Annotated in this window: 12 protein-coding genes and 1 tRNA gene; 2 read left to right on the forward strand and 11 right to left on the reverse strand. The window is 73.7% G+C overall.

Annotated features, from left to right (window positions below):
* Positions 1-26: 26 nt before the first annotated feature.
* Positions 27-98, forward strand: a tRNA-Val gene (locus UK12_RS11455).
* Positions 99-368: 270 nt separating this feature from the next.
* Here UK12_RS11455 and UK12_RS41155 read toward each other — a convergent pair.
* Positions 369-545, reverse strand: a complete 177-nt coding sequence (locus tag UK12_RS41155; protein WP_197084757.1) for a hypothetical protein — start codon at positions 543-545, stop codon at positions 369-371.
* Positions 546-1,016: 471 nt separating this feature from the next.
* Here UK12_RS41155 and UK12_RS11460 point away from each other — a divergent pair, with 471 nt between their 5' ends.
* Complete coding sequence (locus UK12_RS11460; RefSeq protein WP_197084758.1) at positions 1,017-3,017, forward strand: serine/threonine-protein kinase; 2,001 nt, start codon at positions 1,017-1,019, stop codon at positions 3,015-3,017.
* Positions 3,018-3,088: 71 nt separating this feature from the next.
* Here UK12_RS11460 and UK12_RS11465 read toward each other — a convergent pair whose 3' ends face one another.
* The 10 genes from UK12_RS11465 to UK12_RS11510 all read right to left on the reverse strand — a co-directional run bounded on the left by UK12_RS11465 (position 3,089) and on the right by UK12_RS11510 (position 17,155).
* Positions 3,089-3,898: a TrmH family RNA methyltransferase gene (locus UK12_RS11465; RefSeq protein WP_045302527.1), complete on the reverse strand. Its 810-nt coding sequence runs from the start codon at positions 3,896-3,898 to the stop codon at positions 3,089-3,091.
* A 252-nt stretch (positions 3,899-4,150) separates the two neighbouring features.
* Positions 4,151-5,392: a uroporphyrinogen-III C-methyltransferase gene (gene cobA, locus UK12_RS11470; protein ID WP_045302528.1), complete on the reverse strand. Its 1,242-nt coding sequence runs from the start codon at positions 5,390-5,392 to the stop codon at positions 4,151-4,153.
* A 292-nt stretch (positions 5,393-5,684) separates the two neighbouring features.
* Positions 5,685-9,884 carry a nicotinate-nucleotide--dimethylbenzimidazole phosphoribosyltransferase gene (cobT, locus tag UK12_RS43170; RefSeq protein WP_052681806.1) on the reverse strand — a complete coding sequence of 1,400 codons (4,200 nt, stop codon included), beginning with the start codon at positions 9,882-9,884 and terminating at the stop codon, positions 5,685-5,687.
* Between the two features lie 510 nt (positions 9,885-10,394).
* A complete protein-coding gene (cbiE, locus tag UK12_RS11480; RefSeq protein WP_045302530.1) occupies positions 10,395-11,654 on the reverse strand; it encodes a precorrin-6y C5,15-methyltransferase (decarboxylating) subunit CbiE in 1,260 nt (419 codons plus the stop codon).
* Positions 11,655-11,817: 163 nt separating this feature from the next.
* Positions 11,818-12,474 (reverse strand): GNAT family N-acetyltransferase, encoded by a 657-nt coding sequence (locus UK12_RS11485; RefSeq protein WP_045302532.1) that lies wholly within the window; start codon positions 12,472-12,474, stop codon positions 11,818-11,820.
* A 187-nt stretch (positions 12,475-12,661) separates the two neighbouring features.
* Positions 12,662-13,498, reverse strand: a complete 837-nt coding sequence (locus tag UK12_RS11490; RefSeq protein ID WP_045302534.1) for a MetQ/NlpA family ABC transporter substrate-binding protein — start codon at positions 13,496-13,498, stop codon at positions 12,662-12,664.
* Positions 13,499-13,595: 97 nt separating this feature from the next.
* Positions 13,596-14,336 (reverse strand): methionine ABC transporter permease, encoded by a 741-nt coding sequence (locus UK12_RS11495; RefSeq protein WP_045302536.1) that lies wholly within the window; start codon positions 14,334-14,336, stop codon positions 13,596-13,598.
* Positions 14,333-15,358, reverse strand: a complete 1,026-nt coding sequence (locus tag UK12_RS11500; protein WP_045302537.1) for a methionine ABC transporter ATP-binding protein — start codon at positions 15,356-15,358, stop codon at positions 14,333-14,335. The genes UK12_RS11495 and UK12_RS11500 overlap by 4 nt, the downstream gene beginning before the upstream one ends.
* A 495-nt stretch (positions 15,359-15,853) precedes the next feature.
* Positions 15,854-16,348 carry a GNAT family N-acetyltransferase gene (locus UK12_RS11505; protein ID WP_197084759.1) on the reverse strand — a complete coding sequence of 165 codons (495 nt, stop codon included), beginning with the start codon at positions 16,346-16,348 and terminating at the stop codon, positions 15,854-15,856.
* Between the two features lie 231 nt (positions 16,349-16,579).
* The gene (locus UK12_RS11510; RefSeq protein ID WP_231591154.1) at positions 16,580-17,155 is read right to left on the reverse strand and encodes an RNA polymerase sigma factor; all 576 of its coding nucleotides are present in this window, start codon (positions 17,153-17,155) and stop codon (positions 16,580-16,582) included.
* Between the last annotated feature and the right edge of the window lie 2 nt (positions 17,156-17,157).

Consider the following 17,157-nt stretch of genomic DNA (forward strand, 5'->3'; position numbering starts at 1 on the left):
GGTCCGACGCAGTACCGCCTCATCAGGCGCGATTAGCTCAGCGGGAGAGCACTACCTTGACACGGTAGGGGTCACTGGTTCAATCCCAGTATCGCGCACAGCAAGATCGAAAGCCGTGATCCTTCGGGTCACGGCTTTCGGCGTTCTCCGACGGTTGTTCAGGACCTGGTGCGTCAGTCGCCCGGAGTGCTGGGGCAAGAAGACCGGAGTGCGGGGACAAGAAGAGGTGCCGGGTACGGACGGCCCTCACCGACCTCCGTACCCGGCACCTGGAACTGCCGAGAAGCTGTACGCACTGCCTCCGCCCGTCCGCGTCTGTCCCCGGCGGTGCGTGGTGCTCTCGGCAGGCGCAGACCCTTCCCCAAGGGTCAGCGCCCGATCAGATCGGCGACCGCCTTCGTCTGCGTCGCCAGTTGTTCCCAGCCGCCGAAGAGCACCAGCAGCAGGATGGCGCAGGGCAGGGCCATGGCTATCGCCACCGCCGGATGCCTGGTGCCTCCGGACTCCGGCGAGGGCGAGCGCCCGAGACGGGACTGCCTGGCCATGGTCGTGCTCCTCCCCGTGCGTTGCTGCAGTTGCGGACGACTGAGTGGTGTGCCCGGCTTACGCGGTGGGCGGTTTACCTCGGGGGACGAGCCGGCCGCCCACCGCTGACACCAAAGGTATTCAAGGGGCTCGGCCAAGTCGTCATGCCCGCGTACCGTTCTGCTGGCCTTCCGAAGGATGATGCGGAGCAGCCGGGACTACTACCGCAGGGGGAGACGGGTTCGATCGGATCCCCGAGGGAACCCCGAGACCGCCCCCGAGGGGCTGCTCCGCCGCAGGTCAGCGGGGTGGCTCCGACGGCCCTCCGGAAGGGCTCCGGGCAGTGAGTCGGACAGTCCGACCGGCACCACAGGTGTTGCGTATCAGCACACCGCAGCACGCAGTCCGTAAGCTGTGCCAGAAGGATTTCTGACAGTGCCCCACCCGACGGGGGGTCACCCCACAGGCTGAACGGGAACACGGACATGGCGATGACGCGGCTGAGGCGTGAGGACCCCCGCATCGTCGGTCCGTACCGGCTGCACCGACGGCTCGGGGCCGGCGGGATGGGCGTGGTCTACCTCGGGTCGGACCGCAAGGGGCAGCGGGTGGCGCTCAAGCTGATCCGCGCCGAGCTGGCCGGGGACGCCGAGTTCCGCACCCGCTTCGCCCGGGAGATCGCAGCCGCCTCGCGCATCCGGGGCGGCTGCACCGCGCGGGTGGTCGGCTCGGACATCGAGGCCGAACGCCCGTGGCTGGCCACCGCGTACGTCCCGGGGCCCTCGCTGTACAAGCAGGTCAGCGACGAGGGCCCGATGCCGTGGGCCGAGGCGGCCAGGATCGGCGCGGCGCTGGCCGACGGACTGGTCAAGGTGCACGAGGCCGGGGTCGTGCACCGCGATCTCAAGCCGTCCAACATCCTGCTCTCCCCCAAGGGCCCCCGGATCATCGACTTCGGCATCGCCTGGTCGCGCGGGGCGAGCACGCTCACCCATGTCGGCACCGCGGTCGGTTCACCCGGCTTCCTCGCGCCCGAGCAGGTGCGCGGCGCCCCGGTCACCCCCGCGACGGACGTCTTCGCCTTCGGCGCGACGCTGGCGTACGCGCTGACCGGGGAGTCGCCGTTCGGTTCCGGCGCCTCCTCCGAGGTGCTGCTCTACCGGGTCGTCCACGAGGATCCCGATCTGTCCGAGGTGCCGCCGCCGCTGGCTCCGCTGGTCCGGGCCTGCCTGGCCAAGGAGCCGACGGAGCGGCCGGGAGCGGCCGCCCTGCACGAGCGTCTGACCGAGCTGGCCGCTCGCGGGACGGCGCCCGCCCTGCACCAGGGCGTGTCCTGGGGCGGCCAGGCGGCCGGTCCGGGCGCACCCGACGGGTCGGACGGCGCGGTCATCGGGTCGGCGGCCGGGTCGGCGGGCCGGGTCGCGGGGGACGGACGGGGCTACAGCGGGGCCGCTTCTGCCGCCGCCGCTGCCGCTGCCGCCGAGCAGCATGGCGGACGCTGGGCTGCCGCGCAGCGGGCCGGTGGGCCGGTGGGCGGTCCGGTGGGCGCGCAGCGGCGGGCCGGGGCCCCGGCGGACGTGCAGGCGGTGACCGCGCCGATGCCGCGGCCGGACCTCGGGCAGGACGGCGTCCCTGCCGAGCTGCGCGAGCGGCGGCCCAGGCGGGAGCAGCCGCAGTCGGCGCGGGAGCGTCGTACCCCGGTGCCGGGGCGTCCGGCCCGGCCGAGGGACCGTCAGCACACTCCGGTGCCCGGGCGGCCGTCCGAGGCCCGGCGTCGGCTGCTGCGGCAGCGCGTGGTGGTCTTCGTGACCGTCACCGTCGGCGTGGCGCTGGCGATCGCCGCGGCGCAGGGGTGCGAGAACCACAGCAACCAGGGGCAGGACCGTCCGGGCGGGGCCTCGGTGTCGCCGTCCGCGCCCGAGGCCGGCGGCGGGACCGGGTTGTCGGCGGACAGTGTCCCGCGGTCGCCCACGCCGTTCGCCGCCGTCGCGCACGGGACGGGCGACACCACGCTCGGGCCCGCGACGGGCACCGTGCCGACCGTCGACTGGCCGAACCGCAGCTACTCCGACCCGGCAGGCGGTCCGGCGATCCGGCTGCGGGACGGGCGCTCCACCGACGGCCCGCAGGTCGCGCTGAGCACCGTCCTGCCCGCGCGTTACCGGGACGCCCCGGCGGCCGTGGTGGTACTGCGGCGGGCCGAGGGCTCCGTCCCGTCGGACCTGGTGGAGCTGTTCTCGTTCAGCGGCGGCACGCCCGTACTGCTGGCGTCGCGGACCTCGGTGGCCGACCAGCAGGCGGCGACGGCCTGGCGCATCGAGAACGGCGCGCTGGTACGCGAGGAGCGCTCGCAGACCGGCAGCGGCTCGACCACCCGCTACACGGTCCGAGGCGACGGCGGTCTGGAGGAGTCCTGGCCGGGCGCGGGGGTCACCGGCGGCACGGGCGGCACCCCGACGCCGGGCACGGGATCGGGCGGCACCTCCGGCTGAGCCCGGGCCGGCCGGGCCGCGCCGCACGGGGCGGCGGGTCCGTGGCCCTTTCATGCGGTGGGCGGGGGTGGTCAGGCCGTGGCGTTGACCGCGTAGAAGGCGACGGCTGCGGCAGCACCGACGTTGAGGGAGTCGACGCCGTGGGACATCGGGATGCGGACCCAGCGGTCGGCGGCGCCCAGGGCGCGGCGGGTGAGACCGTCGCCCTCTGCACCGAGCATCAGGGCGGCCTTCGGCATCCGGTGCGGCGCGGCCTCGGCGAGGTCGACCGCCGACTCGGCCGGGGTGAGGGCGAGCAGCTGGAATCCGGCGGCGCGGACCGTGTCGAGCGCGGTGGGCCACGGGTCGAGGCGGGCGTACGGGACGGCGAAGACGGCACCCATCGAGACCTTGACGGCCCGTCGGTAGAGCGGGTCGGCGCAGTCCGGGGAGAGCAGGACGGCGTCCATGCCGAGGGCGGCGGCGCTGCGGAAGATCGCGCCGAGGTTGGTGTGGTCGACCAGGCCCTCCAGGACGGCCACCCGGCGGGCGCCTTCGAGCAGTTCGGCGGCCTCGGGCAGTGGCCTGCGCTCCATCGAGGCGAGTGCGCCCCGGTGCACGTGGTAGCCCGTGACGGCCTCGGCGAGGCCGGGTTCGACCACGTGGACGGGTGCGTCGGCGTCGGCGATGACGTCCGACATGACGTCCAGCCACTTGGGGGTCAGCAGCATCGACCGCATCCGGTACCCGGCGTCCAGGGCTCGCCGGATGACCTTCTCGCCCTCGGCGATGAACAGGCCCTCGGCGGGTTCGCGGCGGCGGCGCAGCTCGACGTCGGTCAGGCCGGTGTAGTCGGCCAGGCGCGGGTCTGCGGGGTCGGTGATGGTGCGGGGTTCGGACACGAGCCCGATCTTGCCTGCTCGGGTGGCCCCGGTCCAAACGCGGCCCGGTGGGGCTCTGCGGGACACGTGCCCGTGCTTCGGCCGGCTGCGCGTGCGATGCGGACGGGTCCCGTGCCCCGGTGGTCGCGGAGCAGCACGCGGCACCCCGCTACCCGGAGGTACGGGAGGTAGCGGGGTGCCGGTTGCCGTGCGGGCCGGACGCGGTGGCCTGCCGCTTCGCGCCCGCGGGCGGTCGGGCAGGGCCTGGCGTGTCTAGCGGGCCGCGCCCAGGACGTTCACGACGTCGCCGATGACGATGACGGCCGGCGGGCGGACGTCCTCGGCCTCGACGGTAGCGGCGACGGTGGCCAGGGTGGCGTCGATACGGCGCTGGGCGGCGGTGGTGCCCTCCTGGACGACGGCGACCGGGGTATCGGCCGCTCGTCCGCACTCGACGAGCTTGGCGGCGATCGCACCGATCTTGTCCACGGCCATCAGCAGCACCAGGGTGCCGCTCATCTTCGCGGCGGCCTCCCAGTTCACCAGCGAGCGGGAGTCGCCGGGGCCGACGTGGCCGGAGATCACCGTGAACTCGTGGGTCATCCCCCGGTGGGTGACCGGGATGCCGACGGCCGCCGGGACGCTGATCGAGCTGGAGATGCCGGGCACCACGGTGACCGGCAGACCGGCCTCGGTGCAGGCCAGCAGCTCCTCGCCGCCGCGGCCGAAGACGTACGGGTCGCCGCCCTTGAGCCGGACCACGAACTTGCCCGCCTTGGCGTGCTCGATCAGGGTCCGGTTGATCGCCTCCTGGGCCATGAAGCGCCCGTACGGGATCTTGGAGGCGTCGATCACCTCGACGTGCGGCGGCAGTTCGGCCAGCAGCTCGCGCGGGGCGAGCCGGTCGGTGACGACCACGTCCGCGTCGGCGAGCAGGCGGCGGCCGCGCACCGTGATCAGGTCCGGGTCGCCCGGACCGCCGCCGACCAGGGCGACGCCCGCACCGTGCGAGCGGTACTGGCGGGCCGCCAGCGAGCCGTCCCGCAGGCCGTCCACGATCGCGTTGCGCAGCGCGGCGGAGTGGCGCGGGTCGCCGGTGAGGACCGCGACCGTGGCGCCGCCGTCGTGACCGCTGGCCGGGGTCCAGGCGGTGGCGGCGGAGGCGTCGTCGCTGCGGGCGCAGAAGACCCGCAGGCGCTCGGCCTCGGCGCTGACGGCGGCGTTGACGTCCGGGTCGTCGGTGGCGACCAGGGCGTACCAGCTGTCGGCGAGGTCGCCGTCCAGGTAGCCGCGCCGGTGCCAGGTCAGCTCCCCGGCGTCGGCCATGGCCTGGACGGCCGGGGTGGTGCCGGGCGATATCAGGTGGATGTCCGCCCCGGCGGCGATCAGCGCGGGCAGCCTCCGCTGGGCGACCTGGCCGCCGCCGAGCACGACGACGCGTCGGCCGGTGAGCAGCAGTCCGACCGGGTACGGGGTGAGGCCCTCGGTGCTGGGGTGCGGGCTGGGCGCGCTCATGGGCGTGGCTCCTGGATCGGCGGAGAGTTTCGTAGTGGTGTGACCGGGCTCCCCGTACCCGCGCGCCCTCGGGCGGGGCGGGGAGACCGTCGGCGGGGCCGAGGTCACGGCCGGCAGGCCCGCCGGCCGTGACCTCGGCGGCCGGTGCTGCGGGCACCCGGACGGGCGGCCGGGCCGCCCCCGTACTGCGCCGTACGCGGGCGGCTCGGCAGGTGTCCGGCCGGGCGGTGACGCCGGCCGCCGAGGTGGCGGGCCGGTGTCACGACGCCCGGCAGGACCGGCCGGGCCGGGACTACGCCTTCTCGGTGACCCCGGCGGAGTCGAAGGTGGCTACATCGTGCATCGCGCGGGCGGCACTCTGCACCAGCGGGAGGGCCAGCAGCGCACCCGTCCCCTCGCCGAGCCGCAGATCGAGGTCGATCAGCGGACGCAGCCCCAGCTTGGTCAGCGCGGCCTCGTGGCCGGGCTCCGCCGAGCGGTGGCCCGCGATGCAGGCGGCGAGGACCTCGGGCGCGATGGCCTTGGCGACCAGCGCGGCCGAACCCGCGATCACGCCGTCCAGGATGACCGGCGTGCGCAGGCTTGCCGCACCGAGCAGGAAGCCCGCGATGGCCGCGTGCTCCAGGCCGCCGACGGCGGACAGTACGCCGATCGGGTCGGCCGGGTCGGGCCGGTGCAGGGCGAGCGCCTGCCGGACGACCTCGACCTTGTGCTGGTGGGTCGCGTCGTCGATGCCGGTGCCGCGACCGGTCACCTCGGCCGGGTCGATGCCGGTGAAGACCGAGATCAGAGCGGCGGAGGCGGTGGTGTTGGCGATGCCCATGTCACCGGTGATCAGCACCTTGTTCCCGGCTGCGACCAGGTCGCGGGCGGTCTCGATACCGACCTCGATCGCCTTGAGCGCCTCCTCCCGGCTCATCGCCGGGCCCTGGGTCATGTCGTCGGTGCCCGGCTTCACCTTGCGCGGCAGCAGACCGGTGGTGCGGCCCTGCTGGATCGCGTCCGGCAGCTCGGACTTGACGCCCACGTCCACCACGCAGACCTCGGCGCCGACCTGGGCGGCGAAGGCGTTGACCACCGCTCCCCCGGCCAGGAAGTTGGACACCATCTGCGCGGTGACCTCCTGCGGCCACGGGGTGACGCCCTGGGCGTGCACGCCGTGGTCACCCGCGAAGATCGCCACACAGCCCGGCTCCGGGATCGGCGGCGGGCACTTGCGGCTCAGGCCGCTCAGCTGCGCCGCGATGATCTCCAGCAGGCCGAGCGAACCGGCCGGCTTGGTCATCCGCTTCTGCCGGTCCCACGCCTCGCCGAGCGCCTTGGCGTCCAGCGGCCGGATGCCGCGCAGGGTCTCGGAGAGCACGCTGTGCGGCTCCTCGCCGGGCAGGGCGCGGTTGCCGTACTGCTCCTCGTGCACCACCCAGGACAGCGGGCGCTTCTTCGCCCAGCCCTGCTGCTGCAGCTCGGGCTCGTCCGGGAAGGAGTCGACGAACCCGACGCACAGGTACGCCACCACGTCCAGGTGCTCGGGCAGGCCGAGCTCTCGGACCATCTCCTCCTCGTCGAAGAAGCTCACCCAGCCGACGCCCAGGCCCTCCGCGCGGGCGGCCAGCCAGAGGTTCTCGACCGCGAGGGCGGCCGAGTACGGCGCCATCTGCGGCTGGGTGTGACGCCCCAGGGTGTGCCGGCCGCCACGGGTGCGGTCGGCGGTGACCACGATGTTCACCGGGGTCTCGAGGATGGCCTCGATCTTGATTTCCTTGAACTGCTTCGCCCGGCCCTTTGGCAGCGACTCCGCGTACGCGTCGCGCTGACGCTCCGCCAGCGCGTGCATCTTCCGCCGGGTCTTCGTGGAGCGGATCACCACGAAGTCCCACGGCTGGGAGTACCCGACGCTGGGCGCGGTGTGGGCGGCCTCCAGGACGCGGATCAGCACCTCGTGCGGAATCGGGTCCGGGCGGAAGCCGTTGCGGATGTCCCGGCGCTCGCGGATCACCTGGTGGACGGCGTCGCGACCGGCGACGTCGTAACCGGGTGCGGCGGGGCCGCGGTCGATCTCCTCGACGGCTGCGGCTGCGTCGGCTGCGGCCTCGGGAGCGTCGGTCGCAGCGGCGGTGCCGGTGGGCTCGTCGGTCTCGGTCTCGGCCACGATCACGGCCTCGGTCTCGGCGGGGTCCTGGGTCGGCTGGGCCTCGGACTCCGGGACGGGCGCGGCCTGCGGCTCCGGCTGGGCCGGGGCCTCGACGGTCTGGACGGTCTGGACGGTCTGGACGGACGGGACGTCACCGGTTCCCGCGACGGTCTCGGGGGTCGGCTCGGCAGCCGACTCCTGGGCAGCGTCGGCGGTCTGCCCGGGTGCGACAGCGGCCTCGGCGGGCGGTGCGGCCTCGACCGTCGGCAGACCGTGCGGGGCCGGGTCGGCGAGGAACGCGGCAATACGACGGGGAGGCTGGCTCGGTGCCACCGGCTGGGCCGGGACGGCCGCCGGCGGAGCAGCGGGCGCCGGTGCGTCGGCGGGTGCGGCTTCGGCGGCGGGCGCCTCGGGGGTCGGCAGGTCGGCGGCCGGTGCCTCGACGGTGGCTGACGGTTCGACGGCGGCGGCCTCGGCGACCACCGCCTCGGTGGCCACGTCCACGGCCGGGGTCCCGTCGACACCGGCAGCGGCCTCGGGGGCGGCGGGTGCAGGCGCCGCAGCCTCGTCGGCGGCGGCCTCGGTGGCCACCGCCTCGGTGGCCGGTGCCTCGGTGGCCGGTGCCTCGGTGGCCGGGGTGGCCTCGGCGGCCTCCGCAGGCTGTGCCTCGGTCACTGCGGGCGCCTCGGCGGCCGGGGCTTCCTGGGGCTGGGGCTCCGGCTGGGCCGGGAGCTGTGCCGCAGGTGCCTCGGTGGGCTGGGCCTGCTCGGACTGCGTGTCGACGGAAGTGTCCTCACTGGTCGGTGCCTCGGAAACCGGCGCATCGGTGACCAGTGCAGTGGTGACCGGCGCATCGGCTGCCGGTGCGTCAGGGGCGGGCTCGACCGGGACGGAAGCCTCCGCGACCGGTGCCTCGGCTGCGGGTGTCTCGGCGACTGGTGCCTCGGCCGCGGGTGCGTCCGGGGTCGGAGCGGCGTCGGCGGCGGCCGGGGTCTCCTCGGGCTGCGCCTCCACCGCCACGGTCTCGGCGGCGGGCACCTCGGCAACCTCCGGGGCGGCCGACGGTTCCACCGCCGGAGCCTCTGCGGGGGCGGCGTCCGCTGAAAGTACGTCTGAAAGTACGTCCGCAGCATCGGCAGCCGCCGGTCCGGCCTCGGCCGGGGCAGCGTCCGCCGGGGCGGTCTCCGCCGGCGCTTCGGCTGCGGGAACGGCCTCCAGCGGGGTCACGGCGACGGCCGCGGGCTCCAGCGGCACGTCCACCGAGGGCGCTTCGGCCACCGGCTCGACGGCCACCGGCTGTTCCTCGGCCTGAACCTGCACCTGCTCCTGCTCCTGGACCTGCTCAGGCGCCCGCGCCGGTACCTGCTCCTGGGCCGGGAGCTGTACCGGAGTCGCCGCGACCGGCTGCGGCTCGGCCGCGGCCGGCGGTACGACGACCGGCACGCCGTGCGCGGGCGTGCTGCCCTGCGGCACCTGGCGGCCGGCGAAGGCCTGCGGGTCGAGCTGGCCGGACGGGCCGCGGTCCGCGAGCGAGCGCACCGGCACCTGGCCGGTCATCAGCGACGGGTCCGGGATCGGCGGCCCGGCGTGCAGCGGACGCCGTTGCGGCTGAGGCGCCGTCGGCGCGGCGGCGGCAGCGGCCTGCGGTACGACCGGCACCACCGGGACGCCCGGCTGCTCCGGCGCACCCTGGACTCCCGGCATGCCCGGGAAACCCGCGGCACCCTGGCCGGTTACCTCCCCGGCGGTCGGCACCGGCGGCGCGAGCGGCGGCCAGGAGGGCTCGACCGGCGTACCGGTGTTCTGGGTGGGCAGCGGCGGCAGGGCGTTCTCGTCCAGCGTGCGCAGCGCCATGGTGTCGGCCATGGCGACCGGAGCCGACTGGACGCCACCGGGCATGGCGGTCTCGGGGTAGTCGGCGACCAGCACCGTCTCGACCGGGCCGTGCACGACCGCCTCGCCCCAGGAGCCCTGCGGACCGGGCATCAGCAGGACGTCGTCCTCGTCCTCCAGCTGGTCAGGCTGGTCGAGGAAGGTGAACGCGGGACGGTGCTCGACCGCCCAGCCCTCGCCGCCCTGCGCGGGAACGGTGACCCCCGGCATCGGTGCGCCCGCCATCGGCAGGCCCTCCATACCGGTCATCGGCATACCCGTCATCGGCATGCCCGGCACGGGCATACCGGGTACGCCGTGCAAGGGCGCACCGGGCACCCCCGCCTCGGCGGACGGGACTCCGGGTACGGCAGCACCTGGCACGGCGACACCCGGTACGGCGACGCCCTCCGGCCGGCCGAGCGGGTCAGCCCCGCCGAGCAGGTGCTCCGGCAGTCCCTCGTTGGGGACGTGGCCGCCATCGGTCATGTCAAAGCTCCTTCCAGGCCGCTTCCGCGCCCTTGGCGACGCGATCCGCCGACCGCAGCGCCCAACTCCGCTCGGGGCGGACCGCGCTCCGGCCCGCCCGTCCACCTACTGGCGTCCGCCACATCGGCGCGCGGCGGCGAACCTCGCCGACGCGACGCGCCACCCCGGGCCTGTGCACCACTCCGTCAGGGGTGGTGCACCATCAGAAACAACGACAACCGGAGGCATGCGGCACGACCGCACCGGACCCTACGGCATTCTTCCGGCCCGGCACGCGCCACGTCGAATGTCCGCGCTCTGTACCGATGTGGCTTGCACCACGTCAAAAAGGTGACAAACGTACCGGATAGGGCACGACCCACCGATCATCGGGCACAGCCAGGACGCCACCCTACCGGCCACGGCTGACACGCTCTCGAATCCCTGTCCGGATGCGATGGGAATCACCGCACGCGGAGCGAGGCGCGCACGAACCGTGTGAAGAGCGTGGAGAGTGTGGGGTACGAAGGGTCAGGAACCCTGCTCGCCCCAGAGCATCAGGCCCTGCTCCCCCGCGCCGATCGACAGGCCGGCCGCCGCGCCGCGTCCGCTGGCGAGCGGCGCGGACTGCAGAAGTGCGCCGTCCACCCGGTAGCCCGCGCCGGTGAGGACCTCGTGGACCTCCTCGGCCTCGGCGAGCGTGTGGGCCACCGCGACCAGGCGCCCGGGACGGCGGGCGACCACGGCGCGGACGGCCTCGGCGCCGCCCGCCTCCACCACCGCGGCGTCCGGTTCGGGCAGGCCGCCCAGGACCTCGTGGCCGACGCCGTGGACGGCCTCCACCTCGACCCCGTACCGGCGGGCGTTGACCGCGATCTGGGCGCAGGCCGAGCGGTCCGCCTCGACGGCGACCACGGCCGCGCCGAAGCGCGCGATCTCGACGGCCAGCGCGCCGCTCGCGGCCCCGACCGCCCAGATCAGGTCGCCCGGGACCGGGCCCAACCGCGCCACCGCCAGCGCACGGAGGTGCGGGGGCAGCGCACGCCCGCCGGCGTCCGCCGCGGATGCGCCGCGCTCCACGCCCGCGTACGCGTCGGCGGGCAGGGCCCAGCCGCGCACCGGTCCGGGGAATCCCATCGGCCGTCCGGCCAGCCAGCCGGCGGCCTCTCCGACGGCGTTGACCTGGCTCCCGCCGCCGATCACCAGCACCACCGACGGGTCGCGCCAGACGTGGTCGGGCACCCGCTCTGAGGTGAGGACGGTGACGTCCTCGTCCGGGGTGCCGAGCGCCTCGCAGACCACGAAGGTGCGGTGCACCCCGCGGAGCATCAGGGCCAGCTCGCTCGGGCCCGCGTCGGCGGTCGTGAGCACGGCGACCTTGGGGTGGGCCCGGCAGACGTTGGCCGCCCGGCGCAGCCGTCCGCCGTGGGTGGAGACCACCTGGGCGTCCTCCCAGGGCATCCCCGCCCTGGCGAAGGCGGCGGCCACCGAGGAGACGGCGGGCAGCACTTCGAGCTCCAGGCCGTACTCGGGGCTGCGCAGGGCCCGGACAACGCCGAAGTACCCCGGGTCGCCCTCGGCGACCACGACGGCGGTGCCGCGGTGTTCGGCGATCCTCCGGGCCGCCGCCGCGATACTGCCGAGCACGATCCGCTCGGCGTCCGCCGGTACCGGCAGCTCTGCCAGTTGATAGGGCGCTCCGGCGACCAGGGTCGCCCCTGCCAGTGCCGAGGCAGCCGCCTCCGTCAGCGGCGTACCGTCCCACCCGATGACCGTGATCCGGTCAGCCATCTGCGGCTTTTCTCCCTCGCCTGTTCCGCCCCGCGGCGCTGTCCGCCCCACACCCACTGGTCCGGACCATCCATGGTTGATCCCGGTGCAGAGGCTACCGGGTGCGGTCCGCCCGGTGCCGCCGACCCGCACAGCTGTGCGCGTCCGAGCCGTGACCAGGATGTCAGTCGCGGAGCACGTAGCGCTGCTCGGCCCAGCTGTCGTCCTGGGCGCTCTCCAGGTCCTCGGGCAGCAGGCTCCACAGGATCAGGTCGCTGCGGCTCTCGCCGTCCGGGCCGGCGTCGGCCGGCTGCCGGGCCGAGGCCGTCCAGTCGCTGCCGCGCACTATCCAGGCGCTGCGCAGCACGCCCTCGCTGATGCAGCCGATCTTCTGGGCGACCTGCTGGGCGGCGGTGTTCCCGGCGGCGGTGCGCAGTTCCAGGCGGAGGAAGCCGCGGTCCTCGAAGAGCCACTGGGCCACACCGAGCAGTGCCTCGGGGGCATAGCCCTCGCCGCGCGCCCAGGCCGCGGTGACACAGCTGGCCTCGGTGGAGAGCAGCCGCCAGTCGGTGCCGCGCAGTTCGACCACGCCGACCAGACGCCGGGTCAGGTGCTCGGTGACGGCGAAAACGATTCCGCGCCCCTCGGCACGGCGGGCGGGGGCGAGGGTGTGGATCCAGTCCCTGGCGTGGGCCTCGGTGAAGGGCTGCGGGATGGCCGTCCAGGTGTGCACGGGCTCGTCGTCCATCATCGCGACCAGGCCCGGGGCATCCACGTCCGCAAGGGGTCGCAGCAGCAGCCTCTCGGTGCTGATCGCGGTCTCGGGGAAGCTCGCTGCCATGCCGTCTCTCCTCGCCGGGTCGTGGACACACCGTACGCCCCAGCCGTACTCGGCCGTGTCAGCGTACCGGCAAATCCGGCGACGGCCCGTCAGATCCTGAGCCCTGCGGCCGTCCCCCGTGCATACTGCCCGACCGGCCTCCCGCACCTCACGTGCGGGGGTCCGGTCGGGCAGTGTGCACGACTCGTCAGAAGGCGGGGATGACCGAGCCCTTGAAGGTGTCGTCGATGTACTTCTTGACCTCGTCGGAGTGCAGCAGCTGGGCCAGCTTCACCACCCGCGGGTCGCTCTCGTGCCCCTTCTTCACCGCGAGGATGTTGGCGTAGGGGTTGCCCTCGGCCCTCTCCAGCAGGACGGCGTCCTTGGCCGGGGTCAGACCCGAGTCGATCGCGTAGTTGCCGTTGATGACCGCGGCGTCCAGGTCGCCGAGGGAGCGGGGCAGCTGGGCGGCGTCCAGCTCCTTCCACTTCAGGTTCTTCGGGTTCTCCACGACGTCGCCCGGGGTCGCCGAGGTGCCCGCGCCGTCCTTCAGCTTGATGACCTTGTTGTCGGCCAGCAGCTTGAGCGCGCGGCCCTCGTTGGTGACGTCGTTGGGCAGGCCGACGGTGGCGCCGTTCGGCAGGTCGGCGGCGGACTTGACCTTCTTGGAGTAGAGGCCGAGCGGCTCCAGGTGGACCGGCTCCACGGACACGATGTTCGTGCCGTGCTTCTTGTTGAAGTCCTCCAGGTACGGGACGTGCTGGAAGTAGTTGGCGTCGGCCGAGCCGTCCTGGACGGCCGTGTTCGGGGTCACGTAGTCGGTGACCACCTTGACGTCCAGCTTCAGCCCGGCCTTGTCGGCCAGGTTCTTCTTCACGTAGTCCAGGATCTGGGCGTGCGGGGTGGGGCTGGCGATCACGGTGAGCGGCTTGTCGGCCGAGGCGGCGGAACCGCCGGACGAGGAGCCGCTGCTGCCGCAGGCGGTCAGCGTGAGGGCGAGGCCCGCGGTGGCGACGATGGCGGTGGACTTCAGGACGTTACGCACGAAAAGTGCCTTTCTCCATGGAGCGGACGGCCCACCGGGTGGTTGGTCCGGTGGCCCTGGGACTCGCTGCCTGCCCGGGGTCGGGTCGGCGGCGTGGTCAGTGAGGCAGAGCGAGCTCTTCTTCTTCCTCGGTGATCTCGGTCCGGCGCGAGCGCAGCAGGCGGGTGGTGCCGCCGAAGCTGCCGCGGTCGGCCAGGCGCCGGACGATGAAGTCGCTGATCAGCTGGATGATCATCACGATCACCACCAGCTCGGCGACGATGACCCACATGAAGGTGGTCTCGAAGCGCTGGTAGCCGTAGTTGACGGCGAGGGTGCCCAGGCCCCCGCCGCCGACCGTGCCGGCCATCGCGGAGAAGCCGATCAGCGCGATGACCGTGGTGGTGGCGGAGGAGACCAGCGCGGGCAGCGACTCGGGGAGCAGCACCTTGCGGATGGCGGTCCAGGTGCCGCCGCCCATCGCGTGGACGGCCTCCAGCAGGCCGCCGTCCACCTCCCGGACGGAGGTCTCCACCAGGCGGGCGAAGAACGGGATGGCGCCGATGGTGAGCGGCACGGCCGCGGCCTGCCAGCCGATGGTGGTGCCGACCAGGGATTTGGTGAAGGTCTGCAGGGCGACCATGAGGATGATGAACGGCAGCGAGCGGCCGATGTTGACGACGGCGCCGATCACCCGGTTGACCGGGAGGTTCTGCAGTGCGCCGCCCTTGTCGGTGAGCACCAGCAGCAGGCCCAGCGGCAGGCCGAGCAGGATGGTGGCCACGGTGGCGACGCCGACCATCTGGAAGGTCTCGGCGGTGGCGGGCCACAGCAGTTCCTGCATCTGGTCCCAGGTCATGCGAGCGCTCCGTTCGCCTCGTTCAGTACGTCCACCTGCAGGCCCTGCTCGCGCAGGAAGCCGATCGGGACCACGTTCTCCTGGTGGACGCCGGGCAGTTCGACCCGCATCCGGCCGACCATCCGGCCGGAGATGTGTTCCACCGCCGCGCCGAGGATGTTGATGTCGATCTGGTAGGTGCGGGCCAGCTGGGAGACGAACGGCTGGGCGGAGGTGTCGCCCTGGAAGGTGATCTCCAGCACGGTGTTGCCCGGCCTGCCGTGGCCGAACTCGCCGAGCGGGAAGAGTTCGCGGGCCAGTTCGGAGTTCTCGGTGGCGAGCAGTTCGGTGAGCTCGCCGGACTCGACCACCTTGCCGCCGCGCATCAGGGCGGCGGAGTCGCAGACGGACTTGATGACGTCCATCTCGTGGGTGATCAGCAGGACGGTGAGGCCGAGCTGCCGGTTGAGGTCACGCAGCAGGGCCAGGATGGAGCGGGTGGTCTCCGGGTCCAGCGCGGAGGTGGCCTCGTCGGAGAGCAGCACCTTGGGGTCGCCGGCCAGTGCGCGGGCGATGCCGACGCGCTGCTTCTGGCCGCCGGAGAGCTGGCCTGGGTAGCTGCGGGCCTTGTCAGCGAGGCCGACCAGGTCGAGCAGCTCGGCGGCCTTGCGGCGGCGCTGGGTGCGGTCCAGGCCGACGATCTCCAGCGGGAGCTCGATGTTCTGCTGGACGGTCCGCGAGGAGAGCAGGTTGAAGTGCTGGAACACCATGCCGATCCGGCGGCGGGCGGTACGCAGGTCGCGGCCGGCCCGGTGTTCCTGGCCGGGCAGCGTGGTGAGGTCGAGGCCGTCCACGACGATGCTGCCGGAGGTGGGGCGCTCCAGCATGTTCACGCAGCGGATGAGGGTGCTCTTGCCCGCGCCGCTGGTGCCGACGACGCCGTAGACCTCGCCCTCCCGCACGTGCAGGTCGACCCCGTCGAGAGCGGTGACCTCGCGGCCCCTGGAACGGTAGACCTTCGTCAGGTCCTTGGTGGTGATCACAGCTGCTTCCGTTGGTCGGGGGCGGACGGCTTGTGGCCGCCGCACCGGTGGCGGTGAGCGGCGTGCTGAAGGCACGCCTGTGAAGGGGGGTCGGGTCCCGCTGCCATACCTCGATCGTGGCCGCTGGGGAGCGGGGACGCGCGTGGGCGTGGCCCTTACGGGTCCGGGATCCGGGAGGGTGCGGAACGGCGTCCTGGTACGGATCTGCCGAGCCGCTCAGTGGGCTCGCTTCGGGGCGCGAGCGGGGGCGGTGGCCCTCAGCGGTGACACATTCGACAGCACATGCAGCGCTCACCTGCCGGCGCGGCGCCGGAGGGGGTGCAAGTCGTTGTCGAAGTCATGGGAGCAAGTAAATCAGACGAATAGGGAGGGTCCCAATTACCAGGATCAGGTGTCCGCATTGCGGACACGACCCGGTCGTCGCGGGGCGAAGGATCCGGGCGGCCCAAGCAGAAGCGCCCGGTCCGAGTGGACCGGGCGCCGATGGGAAGCGTCTCAGGCGGTGGCGGCGAGCTCGGCGTGAACCGGCTTCTCCAGTGTCACCATGCTCAGCCGGCGGCTCACCTCGCGCACCTCCCGCTGCTGGTAGCCGTGCCGGGCGTACAGGCGGAGGTTGCCGAGGCTGCGGTGACCGGTGAAGAGCTCGAAGGAACGCACCCGGTGCCCGTCCAGCAGCTGCCGCTCGACGGCGTCCAGCAGTCGGCCGCCCAGGCCGTGGCGCTGCATCCGGGGGTGGACCACCAGGCGGCCGACCCGGGCCACGCCGCTGTCGTCCACCCGGCCCCGGACGGTGCCGACGACCTCGTCACCGAGCCGGGCCACCAGCACGTGCCGCTCCGCGAGCTCGGCCCGCAGGCTCTCCAGCGTCTGCGTCAGCGGCTCGATGCCCCAGTCGCCGTACAGCTCGGCCTCACTCTGGTAGCCGAGGTACTGGAGCTTGAGGATCTGCTCCGCGTCCTCCTCGGTCGCCACCGAAATGATCACGCTCATGCCCATGTGCGGGGGCCTCCCCATCGTTGGTTCCCGGCACCCGGTCTGGGTGCGGCGCCGGTTGCTCTGCCGGAGGTGTGCCCGGACGGGGATCGGCCCTGACCGGGGGTAGCGCAGCGCCGCACCCCGGTGGTCTCCGGAGCCCGACCCTCGCTCACGCTCAGTATCCGGCCGCCTCTGCCACCGTCAAGGGGGACGTTAGCCACCGCTCTACCCCGGCTTCCCCCGGTCTCAACCTTCCGGACTCCCGACGTGGTGCGTGTCACTCGGCGGCCGGTGGCTGTACAGCAGGGCCCGCAGACAGCCCAGGCAGCGCGATCGGGTGGGCCCGATGCTGCCCCTGGGCAGCCGCAGACGTTCGGCCACCTGCCGGTACGTCAGTTCGGGTGACTCGGACAGCACGGCTAGCAGCTCGGGGCAGCGTCCCGGCAGCCGGGCCAGCGCCCGCCGTACCGCGCGGTGGCGGTAGGCGGTCAGCAGCTGCTCCTCGGCGGAGGGTACCGGCGGGTGCTGCCGCCGGGGCTCGCCGGGCTGGCCGGCGAGCTGCCCGGCGGGCTGCCGGGTGCCGTGCTGAGCGGTCAGCTGGATCGTCAGCGCCCTGACCCAGGAGACCCGGTCGCGCGGCAGGGTGCCCTCGGCGGCCCGTTCCAGCACCCGCAGCCAGACGTCCTGCTCCAGGTCCTGCGGGTCGAGGCGGTGCCGGTACGCCAGCGCGGCGGCGAGCGGGGCGAAGGCGGGGCGCAGCTCGGCGACGGGGATCACGCCCGGTATGACCGCCGTCCGCCCCCGCAGGTGACGGCCACTCACCC

Source organism: Saccharothrix sp. ST-888, from assembly GCF_000955975.1.
Taxonomy (GTDB): Bacteria; Actinomycetota; Actinomycetes; order Streptomycetales; family Streptomycetaceae; genus Kitasatospora.

Excerpts from the sequence above, each read along its gene's own strand:
- UK12_RS11485 (WP_045302532.1), bottom strand. The coding sequence starts at position 12,474 with ATGGCAGCGAGCTTCCCCGAGACCGCGATCAGCACCGAGAGGCTGCTG.
- UK12_RS11505 (WP_197084759.1), bottom strand. The coding sequence starts at position 16,348 with ATGAGCGTGATCATTTCGGTGGCGACCGAGGAGGACGCGGAGCAGATC.
- cobT (WP_052681806.1), bottom strand. The coding sequence starts at position 9,884 with ATGACCGATGGCGGCCACGTCCCCAACGAGGGACTGCCGGAGCACCTG.
- cbiE (WP_045302530.1), bottom strand. The coding sequence starts at position 11,654 with ATGGCTGACCGGATCACGGTCATCGGGTGGGACGGTACGCCGCTGACG.
- UK12_RS11495 (WP_045302536.1), bottom strand. The coding sequence starts at position 14,336 with ATGACCTGGGACCAGATGCAGGAACTGCTGTGGCCCGCCACCGCCGAG.
- UK12_RS11460 (WP_197084758.1), top strand. The coding sequence starts at position 1,017 with ATGACGCGGCTGAGGCGTGAGGACCCCCGCATCGTCGGTCCGTACCGG.
- cobA (WP_045302528.1), bottom strand. The coding sequence starts at position 5,392 with ATGAGCGCGCCCAGCCCGCACCCCAGCACCGAGGGCCTCACCCCGTAC.
- UK12_RS41155 (WP_197084757.1), bottom strand. The coding sequence starts at position 545 with ATGGCCAGGCAGTCCCGTCTCGGGCGCTCGCCCTCGCCGGAGTCCGGA.